At 37.1% G+C, this 18076-nt stretch carries 16 protein-coding genes; 11 read left to right on the forward strand and 5 right to left on the reverse strand.

The window, feature by feature from the left end:
• Positions 1–10: 10 nt before the first annotated feature.
• The 4 genes from opp4B to glpT all read right to left on the reverse strand — a co-directional run bounded on the left by opp4B (position 11) and on the right by glpT (position 4559).
• Positions 11–979, reverse strand: coding sequence for an oligopeptide ABC transporter permease (gene opp4B, locus BGI23_RS03405; RefSeq protein WP_000265445.1), 969 nt, complete (start codon positions 977–979; stop codon positions 11–13).
• A 14-nt stretch (positions 980–993) separates the two neighbouring features.
• Entirely contained in the window at positions 994–1920 is a 927-nt protein-coding gene (locus BGI23_RS03410; protein WP_001196379.1) for an ABC transporter ATP-binding protein, read from the reverse strand.
• Positions 1907–2926 carry an ABC transporter ATP-binding protein gene (locus BGI23_RS03415; protein ID WP_000795378.1) on the reverse strand — a complete coding sequence of 340 codons (1020 nt, stop codon included), beginning with the start codon at positions 2924–2926 and terminating at the stop codon, positions 1907–1909. The genes BGI23_RS03410 and BGI23_RS03415 overlap by 14 nt, the downstream gene beginning before the upstream one ends.
• 283 nt (positions 2927–3209) lie before the next feature.
• Positions 3210–4559, reverse strand: a complete 1350-nt coding sequence (gene glpT, locus BGI23_RS03420; RefSeq protein WP_000466370.1) for a glycerol-3-phosphate transporter — start codon at positions 4557–4559, stop codon at positions 3210–3212.
• 272 nt (positions 4560–4831) lie between these two features.
• On the opposite strand from glpT, the gene BGI23_RS03425 reads away from it, so the two are divergent.
• The 11 genes from BGI23_RS03425 to BGI23_RS03475 all read left to right on the forward strand — a co-directional run bounded on the left by BGI23_RS03425 (position 4832) and on the right by BGI23_RS03475 (position 16776).
• On the forward strand, positions 4832–5290 hold the full coding sequence (locus BGI23_RS03425; protein WP_001132364.1) for a MarR family winged helix-turn-helix transcriptional regulator: 459 nt from the start codon (positions 4832–4834) through the stop codon (positions 5288–5290).
• 19 nt (positions 5291–5309) lie between these two features.
• Entirely contained in the window at positions 5310–6923 is a 1614-nt protein-coding gene (locus BGI23_RS03430; RefSeq protein WP_000437635.1) for an MDR family MFS transporter, read from the forward strand.
• A gap of 116 nt (positions 6924–7039) precedes the next feature.
• On the forward strand, positions 7040–8032 hold the full coding sequence (gene rbsR, locus BGI23_RS03435; RefSeq protein WP_157441016.1) for a ribose operon transcriptional repressor RbsR: 993 nt from the start codon (positions 7040–7042) through the stop codon (positions 8030–8032).
• Positions 8033–8045: 13 nt separating this feature from the next.
• Positions 8046–8942 carry a ribokinase gene (rbsK, locus tag BGI23_RS03440; protein WP_070805228.1) on the forward strand — a complete coding sequence of 299 codons (897 nt, stop codon included), beginning with the start codon at positions 8046–8048 and terminating at the stop codon, positions 8940–8942.
• Positions 8939–9334 (forward strand): D-ribose pyranase, encoded by a 396-nt coding sequence (rbsD, locus tag BGI23_RS03445; RefSeq protein WP_070805229.1) that lies wholly within the window; start codon positions 8939–8941, stop codon positions 9332–9334. Before rbsK ends, rbsD begins: the two co-directional genes overlap by 4 nt.
• Positions 9335–9352: 18 nt before the next feature.
• Positions 9353–10837 carry a ribose ABC transporter ATP-binding protein RbsA gene (rbsA, locus tag BGI23_RS03450; RefSeq protein ID WP_070805230.1) on the forward strand — a complete coding sequence of 495 codons (1485 nt, stop codon included), beginning with the start codon at positions 9353–9355 and terminating at the stop codon, positions 10835–10837.
• A 2-nt stretch (positions 10838–10839) separates the two neighbouring features.
• Positions 10840–11775 carry an ABC transporter permease subunit gene (locus BGI23_RS03455; RefSeq protein ID WP_001074633.1) on the forward strand — a complete coding sequence of 312 codons (936 nt, stop codon included), beginning with the start codon at positions 10840–10842 and terminating at the stop codon, positions 11773–11775.
• 14 nt (positions 11776–11789) lie between these two features.
• Positions 11790–12716, forward strand: coding sequence for a ribose ABC transporter substrate-binding protein RbsB (gene rbsB / locus BGI23_RS03460; protein ID WP_000758976.1), 927 nt, complete (start codon positions 11790–11792; stop codon positions 12714–12716).
• 34 nt (positions 12717–12750) lie between these two features.
• A complete protein-coding gene (gene fsa / locus BGI23_RS03465) occupies positions 12751–13398 on the forward strand; it encodes a fructose-6-phosphate aldolase (RefSeq protein WP_000667661.1) in 648 nt (215 codons plus the stop codon).
• A gap of 317 nt (positions 13399–13715) precedes the next feature.
• Complete coding sequence (gene inhA2, locus BGI23_RS03470) at positions 13716–16115, forward strand: M6 family metalloprotease immune inhibitor InhA2 (RefSeq protein WP_070805231.1); 2400 nt, start codon at positions 13716–13718, stop codon at positions 16113–16115.
• Positions 16116–16434: 319 nt separating this feature from the next.
• Positions 16435–16776, forward strand: a complete 342-nt coding sequence (locus BGI23_RS03475) for a hypothetical protein (protein WP_070805232.1) — start codon at positions 16435–16437, stop codon at positions 16774–16776.
• A gap of 36 nt (positions 16777–16812) precedes the next feature.
• On the opposite strand, the gene BGI23_RS03480 is transcribed toward BGI23_RS03475, so the two are convergent.
• A complete protein-coding gene (locus tag BGI23_RS03480) occupies positions 16813–17985 on the reverse strand; it encodes an MFS transporter (RefSeq protein ID WP_070805233.1) in 1173 nt (390 codons plus the stop codon).
• Positions 17986–18076: the final 91 nt, after the last annotated feature.

An 18076-nucleotide genomic window follows, 5' to 3' on the forward strand; every position in this document is an offset into this window, starting at 1 on the left:
TTCACCTCCATTAATCAATACGAATACGTGGATCAACGATGCTTAGAATAATATCGGAAAGAAGAGTCCCGAGTAGCGTTGCGAATCCAGTAAATAATACAAGAGCAGTTACGACACTGAAATCACGTTGAGTAATAGATTGGAAAAATAGTTGTCCAATTCCTGGGTAGCCGAAAATATTTTCTAGAATAATAGAGCCACCAACTAAACCTGTAATTTCATATCCTAAAAATGCTGCAATTGGTAAAAATGAATTTCGTAAAATATGTCTGGAATATACTTTAGATTCTGGTACACCTTTTGCTTTTACTGTGCGTACAAAATCTTTATGTTTCGTATCAATAATTTCACTTCGTAAATATTGTACAGTTCCTACAGTGCCAATTAATGCCCCAGATAAAGCTGGTAAAATCATATGATTTAATTTACTTAAATAGTAATCAAATGATCCGGCTGCCACTTGTGGATCAACGCTACCACTTGTAGGGAAGATCGGGTATAAAAAGCCGAATAAGAATAACATTACTAATCCGAAAATAAATAGGGGTGTACCAAATCCTAAAAAGTTATAGAGTGTAATGAGTCGATCAGCCCACGTATCATTCCAACGCCCACTTATAACGCCAAGTGGAATGGCGATTAAATAAGTAAGAATAAGAATTAGAAGAGCTAACAGCACTGTATTACCAAGGCGTTCCCCAATAATATCTGTTACTTGTATTTTATGTGCGTAAGAAATACCGAAATCCCCTTGTACGGCGTTTGAAATCCACCTTACATATTGTGTGGGAATAGGATCATTTAACCCAAGTTTCTCACGTTGTTCTTCAATTACTTTTGGATCGGCTTTTGGGTTTGCTAGTTCAGCGCCACTTAATGCATCACCTGGCATTGCTTTAGCAAGTGTAAAGACGAGTACGCTTAATACGAATAATTGCGGTATCATAACTAAAATCCGGCGTAATATAAATTTCCACATGTTTTATCACTCCCTTATGGTAATGCCACCCGGTGAGTTGGCGAGATTGGTTTTAAATCGTAAGCACGTCCATTTTCATTGAAATAATTTTCGTATGATTTTTCGTACTCAGCGCTTACTTCACGACGCAATTTACGCTGTTGTTCGCGGTTTTCCGGACGAATATCAGGAATAGCTGATATTAGGCGCTTCGTATAGATGTGCTGTGGGTTATTATAAATTTCAGCACTAGTTGCTTCTTCCACAATGCGTCCGCGATACATAACACCGATACGGTCACACATATGGCGAATTACACCTAAATCATGACTAATAAATAAGTATGTTAGTCCGAGTTCAGATTGTAAATCTTGTAAGAAGTTTAAAACTTGCGCTTGTACTGACACATCAAGTGCAGATACAGGTTCATCTGCGATAATAAGCTTCGGTTTTAGTGTAAGTGCGCGTGCAATACCAATCCGCTGTCTTTGTCCACCGGAAAATTCATGAGGGTATTTATAAATAGACTCTGGATTTAAGCCAACTTTATCAAGATAATCTTGAACAGCTCTACGCTCTTCATCAGGTGAGAGTTTCTCAAAATTCCGAAGTGGTTCAGCGATAATATCCATAACACGTTTCTTTGGGTTTAAGGATGAATAAGGATCTTGAAAAATCATCTGAATATCTTTTCGTTGTTCTCTTAGTTCTGAGCGACTTAATTTTGTTAAATCTCTATTATTAAAATGAATGCTACCGCCTGTTGCTTTTGTTAAGTGCATAATTGCTTTTCCAGTTGTTGATTTGCCGCTCCCAGATTCCCCAACGATTCCGTACGTTTCGCCAGGTTGTAGTTCGAAGCTTACGCCATCAACAGCACGAACGTAATCTAATGTACGACCGAAAACACCACCTTTAATTGGAAAGTGTACTTTTAAATCTTCTACTTTAAGCAGTGCCATGAGTTACGTCATCTCCTTTCTTATCTTGGAAGTTAAAATGTTTGTAGCAAGTGCAACGTACCCAATGGTCTGGTTTTACTTCATGTAAAACGGGATTTTCTTCATGTTGATCAGGTCTAATCCACGGAATTCGTGCTTGGAATCGACAACCTGTGCGAGGTAACTTAGCTAATGTCGGCACAACACCTTGAATAACATGTAATTTTTCCTTTTCAGCATACGCAGATGGAATAGAGTTTAATAGAGAACGAGTATATGGGTGAAGAGGGTTATTAAAAATTTCTTCAACTTTTCCTGTTTCTACAACTTGTCCAGCGTACATAACGACGATACGATCGGCTGTTTCTGCGACAACACTTAAATCGTGAGTAATTAAAATAATGCCCATTTTCGTTTGTTCTTGAATAGATTTTAGTAAGTCTAAAATTTGTGCTTGGATGGTTACGTCAAGAGCCGTTGTTGGCTCATCTGCAATAATAAGTGCTGGGTTACAAGCAATTGCAATTGCGATAACAATTCTTTGTCTCATTCCGCCAGATAATTCATGTGGGTATTGTTTATATGTAAGTTCTGGTTTTGGAATACCAACTTGATGAAGTAGTTCTAAGGTGCGTTCTTTCTTTTCAACTTTTGAAAGGCTTGTGTGGTAGTCTAAATTTTCTTCGATTTGTTTTCCAACTGTCATAAGAGGATCGAGTGCTGTAAGAGGTTCTTGGAAAATCATACCGATGTTTGATCCGCGTACTTTATTCATCTCTGCGGCTGACATCGTTAGTAAATCCTTATCTCTATAGTTAAGCTGCCCTTGTAATTTTGTATTTGCTTCATTATGCAGTCGCATAATGGAAAGGGCAAGTGCACTTTTTCCGCAACCTGATTCACCAACTATCGCGACAATTTCATTTTCATGGACAGTTAACGAAACATCATCAACTGCGGCATGATATTGATCTTGTATGCGAAAGGAAGTCTGTAAGTTTTCAATGCGAAGAAGTGGATTCTTCATGGCTATCCCTCCATCTTTCTGAAAAGACTAAATATTTTGTATGTTGTTGTTATTTTAATATAAATTGACAATGTTTGACAAGCATAAGTTGAGAAAATATTCAAAAATCTTTTTATATAGAGATTGGATGCATGTATATAAGTAGTTGAAGCGCTTTGAAAACGCTAACATGTATAAGAGAGGGAAATAAATCTTTTGTAAGAAAAAAGTATTATATGTAGAAAAAAGAGAGACGTTCTGGAAAGAACAGTCTCTCTTTTTTTGATAAGAATAATATTAGTGCTTAAGCTTGCTTTTGTTTTGGAGATCCTGTCTTTAAAGTAAGAGCAAGGAAGAACATTGCAAGTACACAAGATACAAGTAATAAGATGAATCCACCATCCCATCCGAATGCATCGACGATAAAGCCCATAGCGGCACTAGCGAAAGCTGCTCCGCCTAAGTAACCGAAGAAGCCAGTTAATCCAGCTGCAGTTCCAGCCGCTTTCTTTGGTGCTAAGTCAAGAGCGTGTAGACCAATTAACATAACAGGTCCGTAAATTAAAAATCCAATTGCAACAAGTGCGATACTATCAACCATTGGATTACCAGGAGGGTTTAGCCAGTACACAAGAACGGCGATAAATACACCAACCATAAATAAAATACCAGCAGGTGCGCGGCGTCCTTTAAATAGTTTATCACTCATCCAGCCGCAAAGAAGTGTACCTGGAATACCAGCCCATTCATATAGAGCATAGGCTGTACGTGAACTACTATGAGTAAAGCTTTTTTCTTCTACTAAATAAGTAGGAGCCCAGTCTACAACACCGTAACGTACGAAATAAACAAAAACGTTTGCAATAGCGATGTACCATAAAAATTTATTGTTTAATACGTATTTAAATAAAATTTCTTTTACCGAAAGTTCGCGTTCGCGATCTTGTACTTTTTCATCTGGTGGATATTCTCCAGTATGTTCTTCAATAGAAGGTAATCCGCAAGATTGAGGTGTATCTCTCATCGTAATTAATACATAAATACCAACTAAAATTGAAAGAATACCTGGGAAGTAAAAAATACTTTTCCAGTCATTTGCAAAGAAATATAACCCTAATGTTACAAGGGAAGGCATAAGTGCGCCACCGACATTATGAGCGACGTTCCAAATAGACATTTTTGTACCACGTTCACTAATAGAGAACCAGTGAACCATTGTACGACCACAAGGAGGCCATCCCATCCCTTGTACCCATCCATTTAAAAACTGAAGTACAAACATAAGTATAATGCTCGTTGTAATGAAAGAAAATGAGCCGAAAATAATATTAATGATACCTGATAAAAATAGTCCAGCTGCTAAAAAGTAGCGAGGATTACAACGATCGGATACGATACCCATAAGAAATTTACTTAATCCGTAAGCGATAGAAACTGCTGAAAGGATAACCCCAAGCTCCCCTTTACTAAAGCCTTGTTCAATTAAGTATGGCATTGCTAGTGAAAAGTTTTTTCGAACAAAGTAGTAACCTGCATAGCCGATGAAGATACCTAAAAATACTTGTAAACGTAATTTACGGTATTCACTATCAACGCGATCAGCTGGTAAGCGTTCCGCGTGGGGCGCAGGTTTAAAGAATTGTGTGAAAAACATAAAATGAAAATCCTCCCCAAATTAATTCGAAGTGTCGTAAGTCAGAGAGAATATAAAAAGGCCATGAAATATAAAAAAGTTTCCTTTTTTATGATTCATAGCCGTGTACTCCGATTCTCCGTGACTGTCAATATTAACTTCGTCGAAAATTATACAACTTTGTGACAAAAATGTAAACGTTTTTACGGATAAAAAGTATTGACGGATTTTGTTCGTCGGATTAATATTTAAATACATTAAATATTTTATTGTTTAAATAAGAGGTGGATAACATGCCAAATGATATGACGCATATCGATAAAATTCAAGCTCTTGCCTTTTCGATTGGAAAGAAAATGCAGACAGAGTTATTAGAACAAATGCAAGCAACAGGACTTACACCACCGCAGTTTTATATTTTAAAGATTTTAGATCATTATGGAGCTTCAAGGGCGACAAAATTAGCAAAAAAGATGTATGTAAAGCCTAGTGCAATTACAGTGATGATCGATCGCTTAATTGACCAAGAGCTTGTAGAGCGTTATCACGACAAAGAGGACCGTCGTGTTGTCGTCATTGAGTTAACCAAAAAGGGGAAAGCTAGAGTAGAAGAGGCAATGACCGCTCGTAATGAGCACATTGCAAAATATTTCTCACATTTAGAATTACAAGAAAGAGAAGATTTGTTACGCCTCTTTGAGAAGTTAGAAACAATTATTTGCGGGACACAAGAGAAAAAAGAGAATAACTAAGAGGAATTGAGGAGATTACATGGAGCAACAAGAAAATATAAATAGAAAGTTGTTGTTAATCGGTTTAATCATTGCGATGCTATTTGCTGCCTTAGATGGAACAATCGTTGGTACAGCAATGCCACGTATCGTTGGTGAACTAGGCGGATTAAGCTTAATGACGTGGTTAACAACAGCTTATATGTTAACATCAACGACAGTTGTACCAATCGCAGGTAAATTAGCGGATTTACTTGGCCGTCGTAACGTATATATAACAGGGCTAGTTATCTTTATGGTTGGCTCAGCATTATGTGGTATGGCAAATGGTATGACAGAATTAATTATTTTCCGTGGTATTCAAGGTCTTGGCGGCGGTATTATGATGCCGATGGCTATGATTATTATTGGAGATATGTTCACGGGGAAAGAACGTGCGAAATGGCAAGGTATTTTTGGTGCGTTATACGGTCTTGCTTCTGTAATTGGACCACAAGTGGGTGGTTGGATTGTAGATGCAGTGAACTGGAGATGGGTATTCTACATTAACTTGCCAGTTGGTATTTTAGCAACAATCTTTATTGCAATGGGATTAAAATCACATAAACAAACAGGACCAATTAAAATTGATATCGCTGGGATCTTTACGATGATTCTCGGTGTTGTAAGTTTATTACTTGCATTAACGTTTGGTGGAAAAGATTACGCATGGGATTCTTGGCAAATTATCGGGTTATTTGCATTAGCTCTAATTGGTATAGTTAGCTTTGTTATCGTTGAAACGAAAGCAGAAGAACCCATTTTACCGATGCATTTCTTTAAAAATCGTACATTTACATTACTAAATGCGATTGGATTCTTTATGAGTATTGGAATGTTCGGTGCGATTATGTTCGTACCATTCTTTATGCAAGGAATTGTAGGAGTAAGTGCTGCTGAATCAGGAACAATTATGACGCCAATGATGATTACAATGATTGTGATGAGTATTATTGGCGGGCAACTTGTATTAAAAGTTGGCGTAAAACCACAAATTATTACAGGAATGCTTATAATGGCCGGAGGGTTCTGGTTATTAACAACGATGGATATGCACACAACTAAATTGACTGCTACTTCTTATATGATGGTTATCGGTTTAGGAATGGGTCTTGTAATGCCGACATTAACATTAGCGTTACAAGAAAGCTTCCCGAAAAAAGATCTTGGTGTCGTAACATCATCAAGTCAGTTCTTCCGTCAAATCGGCGGAACATTTGGTATTACAATTTTAGGATCAATCATGAATAACACTTCAGGTACAACGTTAACAAAAAATTTAGTACCTGTATTAGATACATTCCCAAAAGAAGCGGGACAAATGGTAACGAAATTTAAAGATATGATTCATACAGATCCGCAAGGCTTATATTCAATGTTATTTAGTCCAGAGGCATTAAAACAAATGCCAGAAGCATTCGCTAATAGCATTGTACCAATTTTGAAAAACTCTTTAGTAGACTCACTTCATACTGTATTCTTAACAGGATTAGTATTTATCGTAGTAGGCGCTATCTTTACGATTTTCTTACAGAAGATTAAACTGTCAGATCGTAAAAAAGATGCTGAAGAGCCAGCTACAGAGGAAAAAGAACAAACTGTATCCTATTCGTAATGAAAAAGCATCGCCTTATGGCGGTGCTTTTTTGAGTATAACCTTAAAAGCTTTTTCGTGAGAAATGATTGACGTATTTCTAGAAATACGTTATATTATTTTCTGTAAACGGTTACATGAAATGGAGAGAAAAGAAAATGAGTACGATTAAAGACGTTGCGAAATTAGCGGGAGTATCTGTTGCGACCGTTTCCAGAGTGTTAAATAAAAATGGATATGTTCATGAAGATACGTTAAAGAAAGTAGAACGAGCGATTGAGATGCTAGACTATAAGCCTAGTACAGTAGCGCGTTCACTGTATAATAAAAAATCTCGTTTAATTGGCTTAGTTGTTCCAAATATCGTGAATCCATTCTTTCCAGAAGTTGCACGTGCCGTAGAAGATGTAGCGCATAAGCAAGGGTATACAGTTGTACTTTGTAACTCTGATGAAAGTTTAGAGAAAGAAAAGCAATATATTGATGTACTTAGGCAAAATAATGTAGATGGATTTATTGTAGCGACAAATCCACAAAATAGTGTGAATTACATGAACTTGTCAGTACCAGTCGTTGCAATTGACCGTATGTTTAATGAGCGTATACCTGCTGTGTATGCAGATAACTATGCGGGAAGTCAGGCAGCGACAAAGTTATTAATAGATAAAGGCTGTAAACATATTGCGCATATTCGTGGACCGCGTGACGTAAGTACAGCGAATGAACGTTTTGAAGGCTTTGTAGACGTTATTACGCAAAATAATCTTTCTTACATGATTGCAGAGAGTACATTTGATCCAGCTAATAGTGAGCGTGTAGCGGTGGAACTATTAGAACAATACCCGCATATTGATGGAATTGTTGCTGGGAATGATTTAATTGCAATAGGTATCGTAAAGGCTGCGCTTCAAAAAGGGATTTCTATTCCGGATGATTTACAAATTATCGGATTCGATGGAATTTCTTTAACAGAGATGATGTATCCATCTATTACAACTGTTGCACAGCCAATTTATGAAATGGGGAAAATTGCAACAGAACTGCTGTTAGAGCAGATGGAAGGAAACGTATTAGAAGAGAAACACTATCGTTTACCGATTGAAATTATAGAACGAAATACAACGAAATAAGGAGATGAAATAGATGCCAAATATTGCAGTAGTAGGTAGTATTTCAATGGACTTAGTGGCTGTTTCAAAAAAACGTCCGAAAGCAGGAGAAACAGTAATTGGTGAAGCATTTCATACAATTCCAGGAGGAAAAGGAGCTAACCAGGCGGTTGCTGCAGCTAGATTAGGCGCAAATGTAGCGATGGTTGGAGCGGTAGGAGACGATAATTATGGAACTGTAGTTAGAAAAAATTTAGAGAACGAACGCGTTTTTATCGACTATGTGGTACCGGTTACAGATGTAGCGACCGGAATTGCTCATATCGTTTTAGCAGAAGAGGATAACAGTATTGTTGTCGTGCAAGGGGCGAATGCTCTTGTCAATGAGTCGGTTGTAAATCGTTCAAAAGATCTTCTTATAAAAGCTGATATGGTTGTGCTTCAACTAGAGATTCCGCTTGAAACAGTAAAATATGTATTAGCTATTTGTGAGGAACACAAAATCCCGGTTATGTTAAATCCAGCGCCAGCACAAGTGTTATCAGAAGATATTTTAGAAAAGGCAACTTATATTACGCCAAATGAACATGAGTGCCGCATCGTATTAGATGATTTCACATCGCCAATTGAAGATTTACTAGCTAAATATCCAAATAAACTATTGATGACAGAAGGTTCTAACGGTGTACGTTTCCATAATGGTACGGAGATTGTACATGTTCCTAGCATTGCTGTTGATGTAGTAGATACGACTGGAGCTGGTGATACATTTAATGGTGCATTAGCAGTTGCGCTTTCTGAAGGAGAAACACTTCAAAAAGCAATTCGTTTTGCGAATATTGCTGGTGGTCTTTCTGTAACGAAACTTGGGGCGCAAGGCGGTATGCCAACGAGAGATAAAGTACGTGAAGTGCAGGTGATTGTCGGATGAAGAAGCACGGCGTATTAAATAGTGAGATTGCATCAATCCTTGCTTCACTTGGGCATACGGATACGATTGTAATTGCTGATTGCGGTTTACCAATTCCTGACGGAGTAAAAAGAATTGATTTAGCTGTTGAAATAGGAAAACCTAGCTTTTTAGATGTATTGCAAGTGGTAGCTGATGATATGGCAATTGAAAAAGTGACGTTAGCAGAAGAGGTTATTAACAATAATGCGGAAATAAATAAAGAGATTGAGCTGAAATTAGTAGAGCCAGCGTTTGAATATGTATGTCATGAACAATTTAAAGAGCATACAAAGAAAGCGAAAGCTATTATTCGTACAGGTGAGGCTACGCCTTATGCCAATGTAATTTTACATGCAGGCGTGATTTTTTAATAAAGGGAAGTGATGGGAATGCGTATTGAAATGAAAAATATTTCAAAGGCGTTCAATGGCAATCCTGTTTTGAAGAATGCACAGTTTATGATTGAAACAGGAGAAGTCCATGCATTGATGGGGGAAAATGGAGCGGGTAAATCAACGCTCATGAAGATTTTAACAGGTGTATACAAAAGAGATGGTGGAACGATCACGATTGATGGACAAGAACGAACTTTTAAAAATGCGAAAGAAGCTGAAGAGTACGGTATTGCATTTATACATCAAGAATTGAACATATTACCGAATTTAACAGTAGCTGAAAATATGTTTCTCGGTAAAGAGTTAATGTATGGGAAGACAGGTATTTTACGTACGCGTCAAATGAACGCGATTGCGCAGCAGCAACTAGCAGAGTTAGGATTACATGTAAAAGGAGCTATGTTGGCAGGAGAGTTATCGGTTGGACAACAGCAAATTATCGAAATTGCGAAAGCATTAATGACAAATGCAAGCGTTATTATTATGGATGAGCCTACAGCTGCATTAACAGATCGTGAAATTGAAACGTTGTTTACTGTCATTAATAAATTACGTAAAGAAGGCGTTTCGTTCGTTTATATCTCACACCGAATGGAAGAAATCTTTTCAATATGCGATACCATTACGATTTTACGTGATGGGGAATACGTCGGAAAGAGATCCATTCCGGAAACATCGTTTGATGAAGTAGTGAGTATGATGGTGGGACGCAGCATTGGTGAACGTTACCCAGAACGAAATAGTCAAATTGGCGATGTGATTTTTGAGATGCGTAATGGAACGAAAAAAGGGAAGTTTGAAAATGTATCGTTTCAGGTGAGAAAAGGTGAAATCCTTGGTGTTGCTGGTTTGATGGGAGCTGGCCGTACAGATATTATGAAAGCGATATTTGGATACGAACCTTTAGATTCTGGCCAAATTTTTATAAATGGACAAGAAGTAAAGATTGATAGTCCGATAGATGCGATTAGACAAAGAATAGCTTTTATTACAGAGGATAGAAAATCTGAAGGATTAGTGCTAGATTTCTCAATTCGAGAAAATTTAGCTTTACCGAATTTAGAAAGTCTTTCAAAGGGAAGCGTCTTAAGTAACGAACTAGAACAACAGTTTACAGCGGACATGATGAAACTTCTTAATGTGAAAGCATCTAGTGGAGAGCAAGCTGTGAAATCTCTTTCTGGTGGAAATCAGCAAAAGGTTGTTATTGCAAAATGGTTAGGTATCCACCCGCAGTTACTCATTTTAGATGAGCCAACAAGGGGTGTTGATGTTGGAGCGAAAAAAGAAATTTACTCTATTATGAATAAGCTTACCGAAGAAGGAGATGCCGTTATTATGGTATCATCTGAGCTTCCAGAAGTTTTAGGGATGAGTGATCGCGTTCTTGTTATTCATGAAGGAAAAGTCGGCGGCATTTTAGAGAAAGGTGAGGCATCACAAGAGTCTATTATGGCATTAGCTACAGGGGGAGAGTAAGGATGGCTAAGAAGGGGAATGTATTACAACAACTTGGGTCTTTAATTGGACTAGCGCTAATTATTGTAGTAATTACGGCTTTAAATCCAGCGTTTATTGAAATTCCAAATTTATTTAATATACTGCGACAAGTATCGATTAATGCGCTTATTGCATTCGGAATGACCTTTGTAATTTTAACAGGGGGTATTGACTTATCGGTAGGTTCTATTTTAGCATTATCAAGTGCACTTGTTGCTGGAATGATGGCAAGTGGCATGGACCCGTTCCTTGCGATGGCAGTTGGATTATTAGCTGGTCTTGTAATGGGAATTGTAAACGGTATCATCATAGCGAAGGGAAAAGTAGCTCCATTTATTGCGACGTTAGCAACAATGACTATTTTTCGCGGGTTGACGCTTGTTTATATGGACGGACGTCCGATCACTGGTCTTGGTGATCATTTAATGTTCCAAATGTTTGGCCGCGGTTATTTTCTCGGTATTCCAGTACCAGCTGTTACAATGATGATCGCTTTCGCAGTGCTGTACTTCATTTTGAAGAAAACGACATTTGGTCGCCGTACATTTGCAATTGGTGGAAATGAAGAAGCAGCAGCATTATCAGGTATTAATGTTACGAGAATTAAAGTAATGATTTACGGTCTTTCCGGAATTTTGGCAGCGCTTGCAGGTATTGTCTTAACATCACGACTAGATTCTGCACAGCCGACTGCAGGTACTTCTTACGAATTAGATGCAATTGCAGCAGTTGTATTAGGTGGAACTAGTCTTTCTGGGGGAAGAGGATGGATCGTTGGTACATTCATCGGTGTACTTATTATCGGTGTACTAAATAACGGTTTAAATTTATTAGGTGTATCTTCTTTCTTCCAACAAGTTGTAAAAGGACTTGTAATCTTACTAGCTGTATTAATTGATCGCCGAAAAGAAGCGTAATGGAGGGACAGTTCATGAAGAAATGGTTACTTATACTCGTTGCATGTATTATGGTCATTACTGCTGGTTGTTCAATGGAACCACCAGAATGGGCAAAGGATTCTAGCGATAAAGGTCGAAATAAAACTATTAAAGTTGGATTCTCTGTTTCAACTTTAAATAATCCCTTCTTTGTAACTTTGAAAAAAGGTGCAGAAAAGAAAGCGAAAGATAGTGGCATCGAATTGATTGCTGTTGATGCACAAAATGATGCAGCAAAGCAAACAAATGATGTTGAAGATTTAATTCAAAAAGGTGTCGATGTAGTTGTTATTAATCCAACCGATTCAGATGCTGTTGCTTCAGCAGTAAGTGCGGCAAATGCAGCGAATGTTCCTGTTATTACAGTAGACCGCGTTGCAAATTCAGGTAAAGTTGTTTCTCACATTGCCTCTAATAACATTGAAGGTGGTCAAATGGCTAGTGATTACATTCGTGAATTAGTCGGCGAAGGAGCAAACGTTGCTGAGTTAGAAGGAATCCCTGGTTCTTCTGCTGCTCGCGAGCGCGGGAAAGGATTCCATAACGTAGCTGATAAGTCTTTAAAAGTAGTTGCTAAACAAGCGGCTGATTTTGATAGAGCGAAAGGATTATCTGTTATGGAAAACATTTTGCAAGCGAATAGCGACATTAAAGCCGTGTTTGCGCACAACGACGAAATGGCATTAGGGGCACTTGAAGCATTGAAGTCTGCTGGAAAAACGGATGTAGTCGTTGTTGGATTTGATGCAACAGAAGATGCTGTGAAAGCGGTTAACGATGGGCGTATGGCTGCAACAGTTGCTCAAAAACCGGAATTAATCGGAGAGAAGGCGATGCAAACAGCAAAAGAGATCACGCAAGGTAAAAAAGTGGACAAATCTATTCCGATTGAATTAGAGCTTATTAAGAAAAACAAATAAATATAAAATGAAAATTAGGAAGGAAGAATAACAAATGAAATTCTTTATTGATACAGCAAACATTAACGAAATTAAAGAGGCAAATGCATTAGGCGTATTAGCTGGAGTAACGACAAATCCATCACTTGTAGCAAAAGAAGGCGTAGACTTCCACGAGCGCATTCGTGAAATTTGCAACGTTGTAGAAGGACCTGTAAGTGCAGAAGTAATTAGCTTAGAAGCAGATAAAATGATCGAAGAAGGAAAAGAGTTAGCGAAAATTGCTCCAAACGTTGTTGTAAAAGTTCCAATGACAACAGAAGGTTTAAAAGCAGTAAAAGCGTTCTCTGACTTAGGAATTCGTACAAACGTTACATTAGTGTTCTCAGCAGTTCAAGCATTACTTGCAGCTCGTGCTGGTGCAACATACGTTTCACCATTCTTAGGTCGCTTAGATGATATCGGTCATAACGGTATGGACTTAATTCGCCAAATCGCAGAAATCTTTGCAATTCACGGCATCGAAACAGAAATCATCGCAGCATCTGTACGTCACAGTGTTCACGTAACTGACGCAGCATTAAATGGTGCACATATTGCAACAATCCCAGCAAACGTAATTGCTTCATTAGTGAAGCATCCACTAACAGATCAAGGAATTGAGAAATTCTTAGCTGATTGGGAAAAAACACAAGAGAAATAATAGAAAATCAAGAATCCTAGTTTAAGTGACTAGGATTCTTTTTTTGTATTTAAAAGAATTTTCATGCAATTTTGCATATTGTCTTTTAAATTTGTTATATAAACTATTTAATATATACAAATCACTCTTTATTTTTCATATTTTGATATAGACAGATAGAGAGTCTGACCAGAAAACTGGAGGGCATGATTCTATAACAGAAAGCTTAATGTTTATAGAATTATGCCTTTTTATATAGGGAGGGCAGAAAGTAGAGCTTTTGATTTAAATGCACTTATTTATCTGAATTTTAAGTTTTATAAAAGGAGAGAAATAGAATGAGAAGAAAAGCGCCACTTAAAGTGTTATCGTCATTAGCAATTGCGGCAATTATCGGATGTACATCTGTAATGAGTGCTCCATTAGCGTACGCAGAAACGCCAGCAAAAGAGAAAGAAAATGTATCTACAACACCAATTGATTACAATTTAATTCAAGAAGATCGTCTAGCGGAAGCTCTGAAAGAAAGAGGAGAAATTAATCCAGCATCTTCTAAAGAAGAGACGAAAAAGGCTGTAGAGAAATATATTGAAAAGAAACAAGGGGACCAGGCAAATAAAGAAATTCTTCCAGCTGATACTGCTAAAGAGGCATCTGATTTCGTGAAAAAAATAAAAGAGAAAAAAATGGAAGAAAAGGAAAAGGTAAAGAGACCTGAAAAAAATGTTAGCCCTGAGCAAAAGCCTGAACCAAATAAAAAACAATTGAATGGGCAAGTTCCAACATCTAAAGCAAAGCAAGCGCCATATAAGGGGTCTGTTCGAACGGATAAAGTATTAGTATTACTTGTTGAATTTAGTGATTATAAACATAATAATATTGATCAAACACCAGGATATATGTATTCGAATGACTTTAGTAGAGAGCATTATCAAAAGATGTTATTTGGTAATGAACCATATACATTATTTGATGGTTCGAAAGTAAAAACATTTAAACAATATTACGAAGAGCAGTCTGGTGGTAGTTATACGACAGACGGATATGTAACGGAGTGGCTAACTGTTCCAGGAAAAGCATCTGACTACGGTGCTGATGGTAGCAGTGGCCATGATAATAAAGGTCCAAAAGGCGCACGTGATTTAGTGAAAGAAGCTTTACATGCAGCTGCTGAGAAAGGATTAGATTTATCTCAATTTGATCAGTTTGATAGATATGATACAAATGGTGACGGGAATCAAAATGAGCCTGACGGTGTAATTGATCATTTAATGGTAATCCATGCTGGTGTTGGTCAAGAAGCTGGTGGAGGTAAATTAGGCGATGATGCCATTTGGTCACATCGTTCAAAATTAGCAGTAGATCCAGTAGCAATTGAAGGAACAAAATCAAAGGTAGATTACTTTGGTGGTAAAGTAGCAGCACATGATTACACAATTGAACCAGAAGATGGAGCAGTAGGTGTATTTGCGCATGAATTTGGACATGACCTTGGCTTACCAGATGAATATGATACGAAATATACTGGAACCGGTTCACCTGTCGAAGCTTGGTCATTAATGAGTGGGGGAAGCTGGACAGGGAAAATTGCAGGAACAGAGCCAACTAGTTTCTCACCACAAAATAAAGATTTCTTACAAAAGAATATGGGGGGCAACTGGGCAAAAATTTTAGAAGTAGATTACGATAAAATTAAGCGTGGTGTAGGAGTTCCTACATATATTGATCAAAGTGTTACGAAATCAAATCGTCCAGGCGTTGTACGTGTTAACTTACCAGGTAAAAGTGTAGAAACGATTAAACCGGAGTTTGGAAAGCATGCATATTATAGTACAAGAGGGGATGATATGCATACAACGTTAGAGACACCATTCTTTGATTTAACAAAAGGAACAAATGCAAAGTTTGATTATAAAGCAAATTATGAGTTAGAAGCAGAGTGCGATTTTGTTGAAGTTCATGCAGTAACAGAAGATGGAACGAAAACATTAATTGATAGACTTGGAGAAAAAGTAGTCCAAGGAGATAAAGATACAACAGATGGAAAATGGATTGATAAATCATATGATTTAAGTCAATTTAAAGGAAAAAAAGTGAAACTGCAATTCGATTATATTACAGATCCAGCTGTAACATATAAAGGTTTCGCGATGGATCATGTAAATGTAACAGTTGATGGACAAGTAGTATTTTCAGATGATGCAGAAGGACAGTCGAAAATGAATTTAAATGGTTTTGTTGTTTCTGATGGGACAGAGAAAAAAGCTCATTATTACTACTTAGAGTGGAGAAACTATGCAGGATCAGATAATGGATTAAAAGCAGGAAAAGGTCCAGTGTATAATACAGGTCTTGTCGTTTGGTATGCAGATGATAGCTTTAAAGATAACTGGGTTGGGGTGCATCCAGGTGAAGGATTCCTTGGTGTTGTAGATTCGCATCCAGAAGCATTTGTTGGCAATTTAAACGGAAAACCAACTTACGGTAACACAGGTATGCAAATTGCAGACGCTGCATTTTCATTTGATCAAACACCAGCATGGAGTGTAAATTCATTCACACGTGGACAGTTTAACTATTCTGGATTACAAGGTGTTACAACTTTTGATGATTCAAAAGTATATAGTAACAACCAAATTGCAGACGCAGGAAGAAAAGTTCCGAATCTTGGACTTAAATTCCAAGTTGTTGGACAGGCAGATGATAAATCAGCAGGCGCTGTTTGGATTAAACGTTAATAACAGAAAAGCACATTCTTCATATGGAGAGTGTGCTTTTTAAATTGTACAGTAAGTTATTATTTTAGCTGATGTAATACAAGTGTCTGTTTATCTGTAGTGTATCAAGTTATGTAGGGAAAGGAAATATTTCCGAGGAAATTGTCGAAGTATCGTCGGTATTTATACACTTTTTTTGTAAAAGAAGAACTGTAGTATTGCCATTACAGTTTAATTTATTTACATTGTTACTTGGCTATACACAAAAGTAATATATTCGGCAATAAAAGAGCGCTACTTGGATAGTGCTCTTTTTTATGAATAGAAAGGAGTGAGTAAAATGAAAGAAGTAATTGAATGTCCACAGTGTGAAGGGAATATTACTGCGCAACATATTATGGATCTCCCGCATCCTTTTTCATTCAGGTGTCCACATTGTAAAGTGAGGCTAAAAGAAATGAGGATCACACCGTGCTTAATATTAGCAGCAATTTGTATTATTCCACTATTTATTATGATTGGAGAGAGTATTAAGGAATTACTAGTAAAATATTTTTCTATTATAGACGGTGTACCAACTGTACTTATTTTCTTCTTATTTTGTTATCCATTGTATTATCTCTATGAAAAATATAATGCCATATTGTTTATTAAATACGGCTTGTTGAAAGTTAAAAGTTGAATAGGAGTTTATCATTAAAAAAAGACAATGATGGAATTATCCTATCATTGTCTTTTTTACTTTGTCTCTACCTTTTACTTTGCTTCTTACGTAAATCATTCCGGCAAATGTTAATAAGAATGCAGTTCCAATAACGAAGCTGACGCTAGGGGATGCCCCGATTGCTCCAACTGTAAAGGATCCAGCAACAACTCCTAATGAGAAGAAAGCATAAAACAATCCGAATGCTTTTCCACGTTTATCATCTGTCGTATTTTCAACAAGTAATGCATTTATCGATGGGAAAAGAATAGCGAATCCAATGCCATAAATCATCATAACGATAAAGAGCATGCCTTTTGTTGCAAATAATCCAAGTAAAGATAACGCTAATGCCATTACTGCAATACCAATTAGTATTAGTTTTGAACGATTAAATCGATCGTAAATACGATTTGTTGGCAGTAAGAAGAAGAGGATAGCGGTAATACCGAATACACTTAACATCATGCCTGTTGTAGATGCTTTAAGTGCTAATGCCTCAACTTTCACTGGTAACATATAAGTGACAATTCCTTGTGAAAACATGAGTGTGAAAGCACCAATATATGCCTGTAATAACGGTTCTGATTTCAATAGTTCAAACATATCTTCTTTGTTCATCATTTGTGTTCTTGAAGTATCTTTTCTTGATACGTTATTTGGTAAGAAGAAGAGAGATACGATTGTACCAAGAACCATTAAAATAGAAATGGTAATGAACACCCACTCTATACCAGCAGTTGCTTTCATAATACCGCTGAAGGCAGGTCCTACAATTGCCGCTGTTCCAACAGCAGCACCAGATAGAGCCATTGCCTTACCTTGTCTTGCTGCATTTGTTTGTTTTGATAAAAAAGTAAAGGCAGCAGGAATTAAAAATCCGTCACTAAAGCCATGCATAAAGCGCACAACTAATAGTTGTTCACCACTTTGAGCAACAGTGTATAACAAGACTATGAAACTCGTAAGTCCCATGCTTATATAAAGTATTTTTTTTGCACCAAATTTATCGACAGCAGCGCCAGCAATAATATTACCGATCATATTAGCAAATGAGTACATGCCAACAACTAGCCCAATAATAAGAGGGGATCCTCCGAGACTTTGAGCGAACGTACTCATAATAGGTAATTGTGAAAATGTATCTAGAAACGCTACGATAACAATAAAGTAAATAAAATATTTCAAGCGATATTCACCTCTCCTATGCTATTATGGCATAATGCTAATTTCAACCGCAATGAAATTGAATTAACAGATGTGGAAAAAAGTACAAAGT

This window comes from Bacillus sp. ABP14 (assembly GCF_001831375.1).
GTDB classification, from domain to species: Bacteria; Bacillota; Bacilli; order Bacillales; family Bacillaceae_G; genus Bacillus_A; species Bacillus_A paranthracis.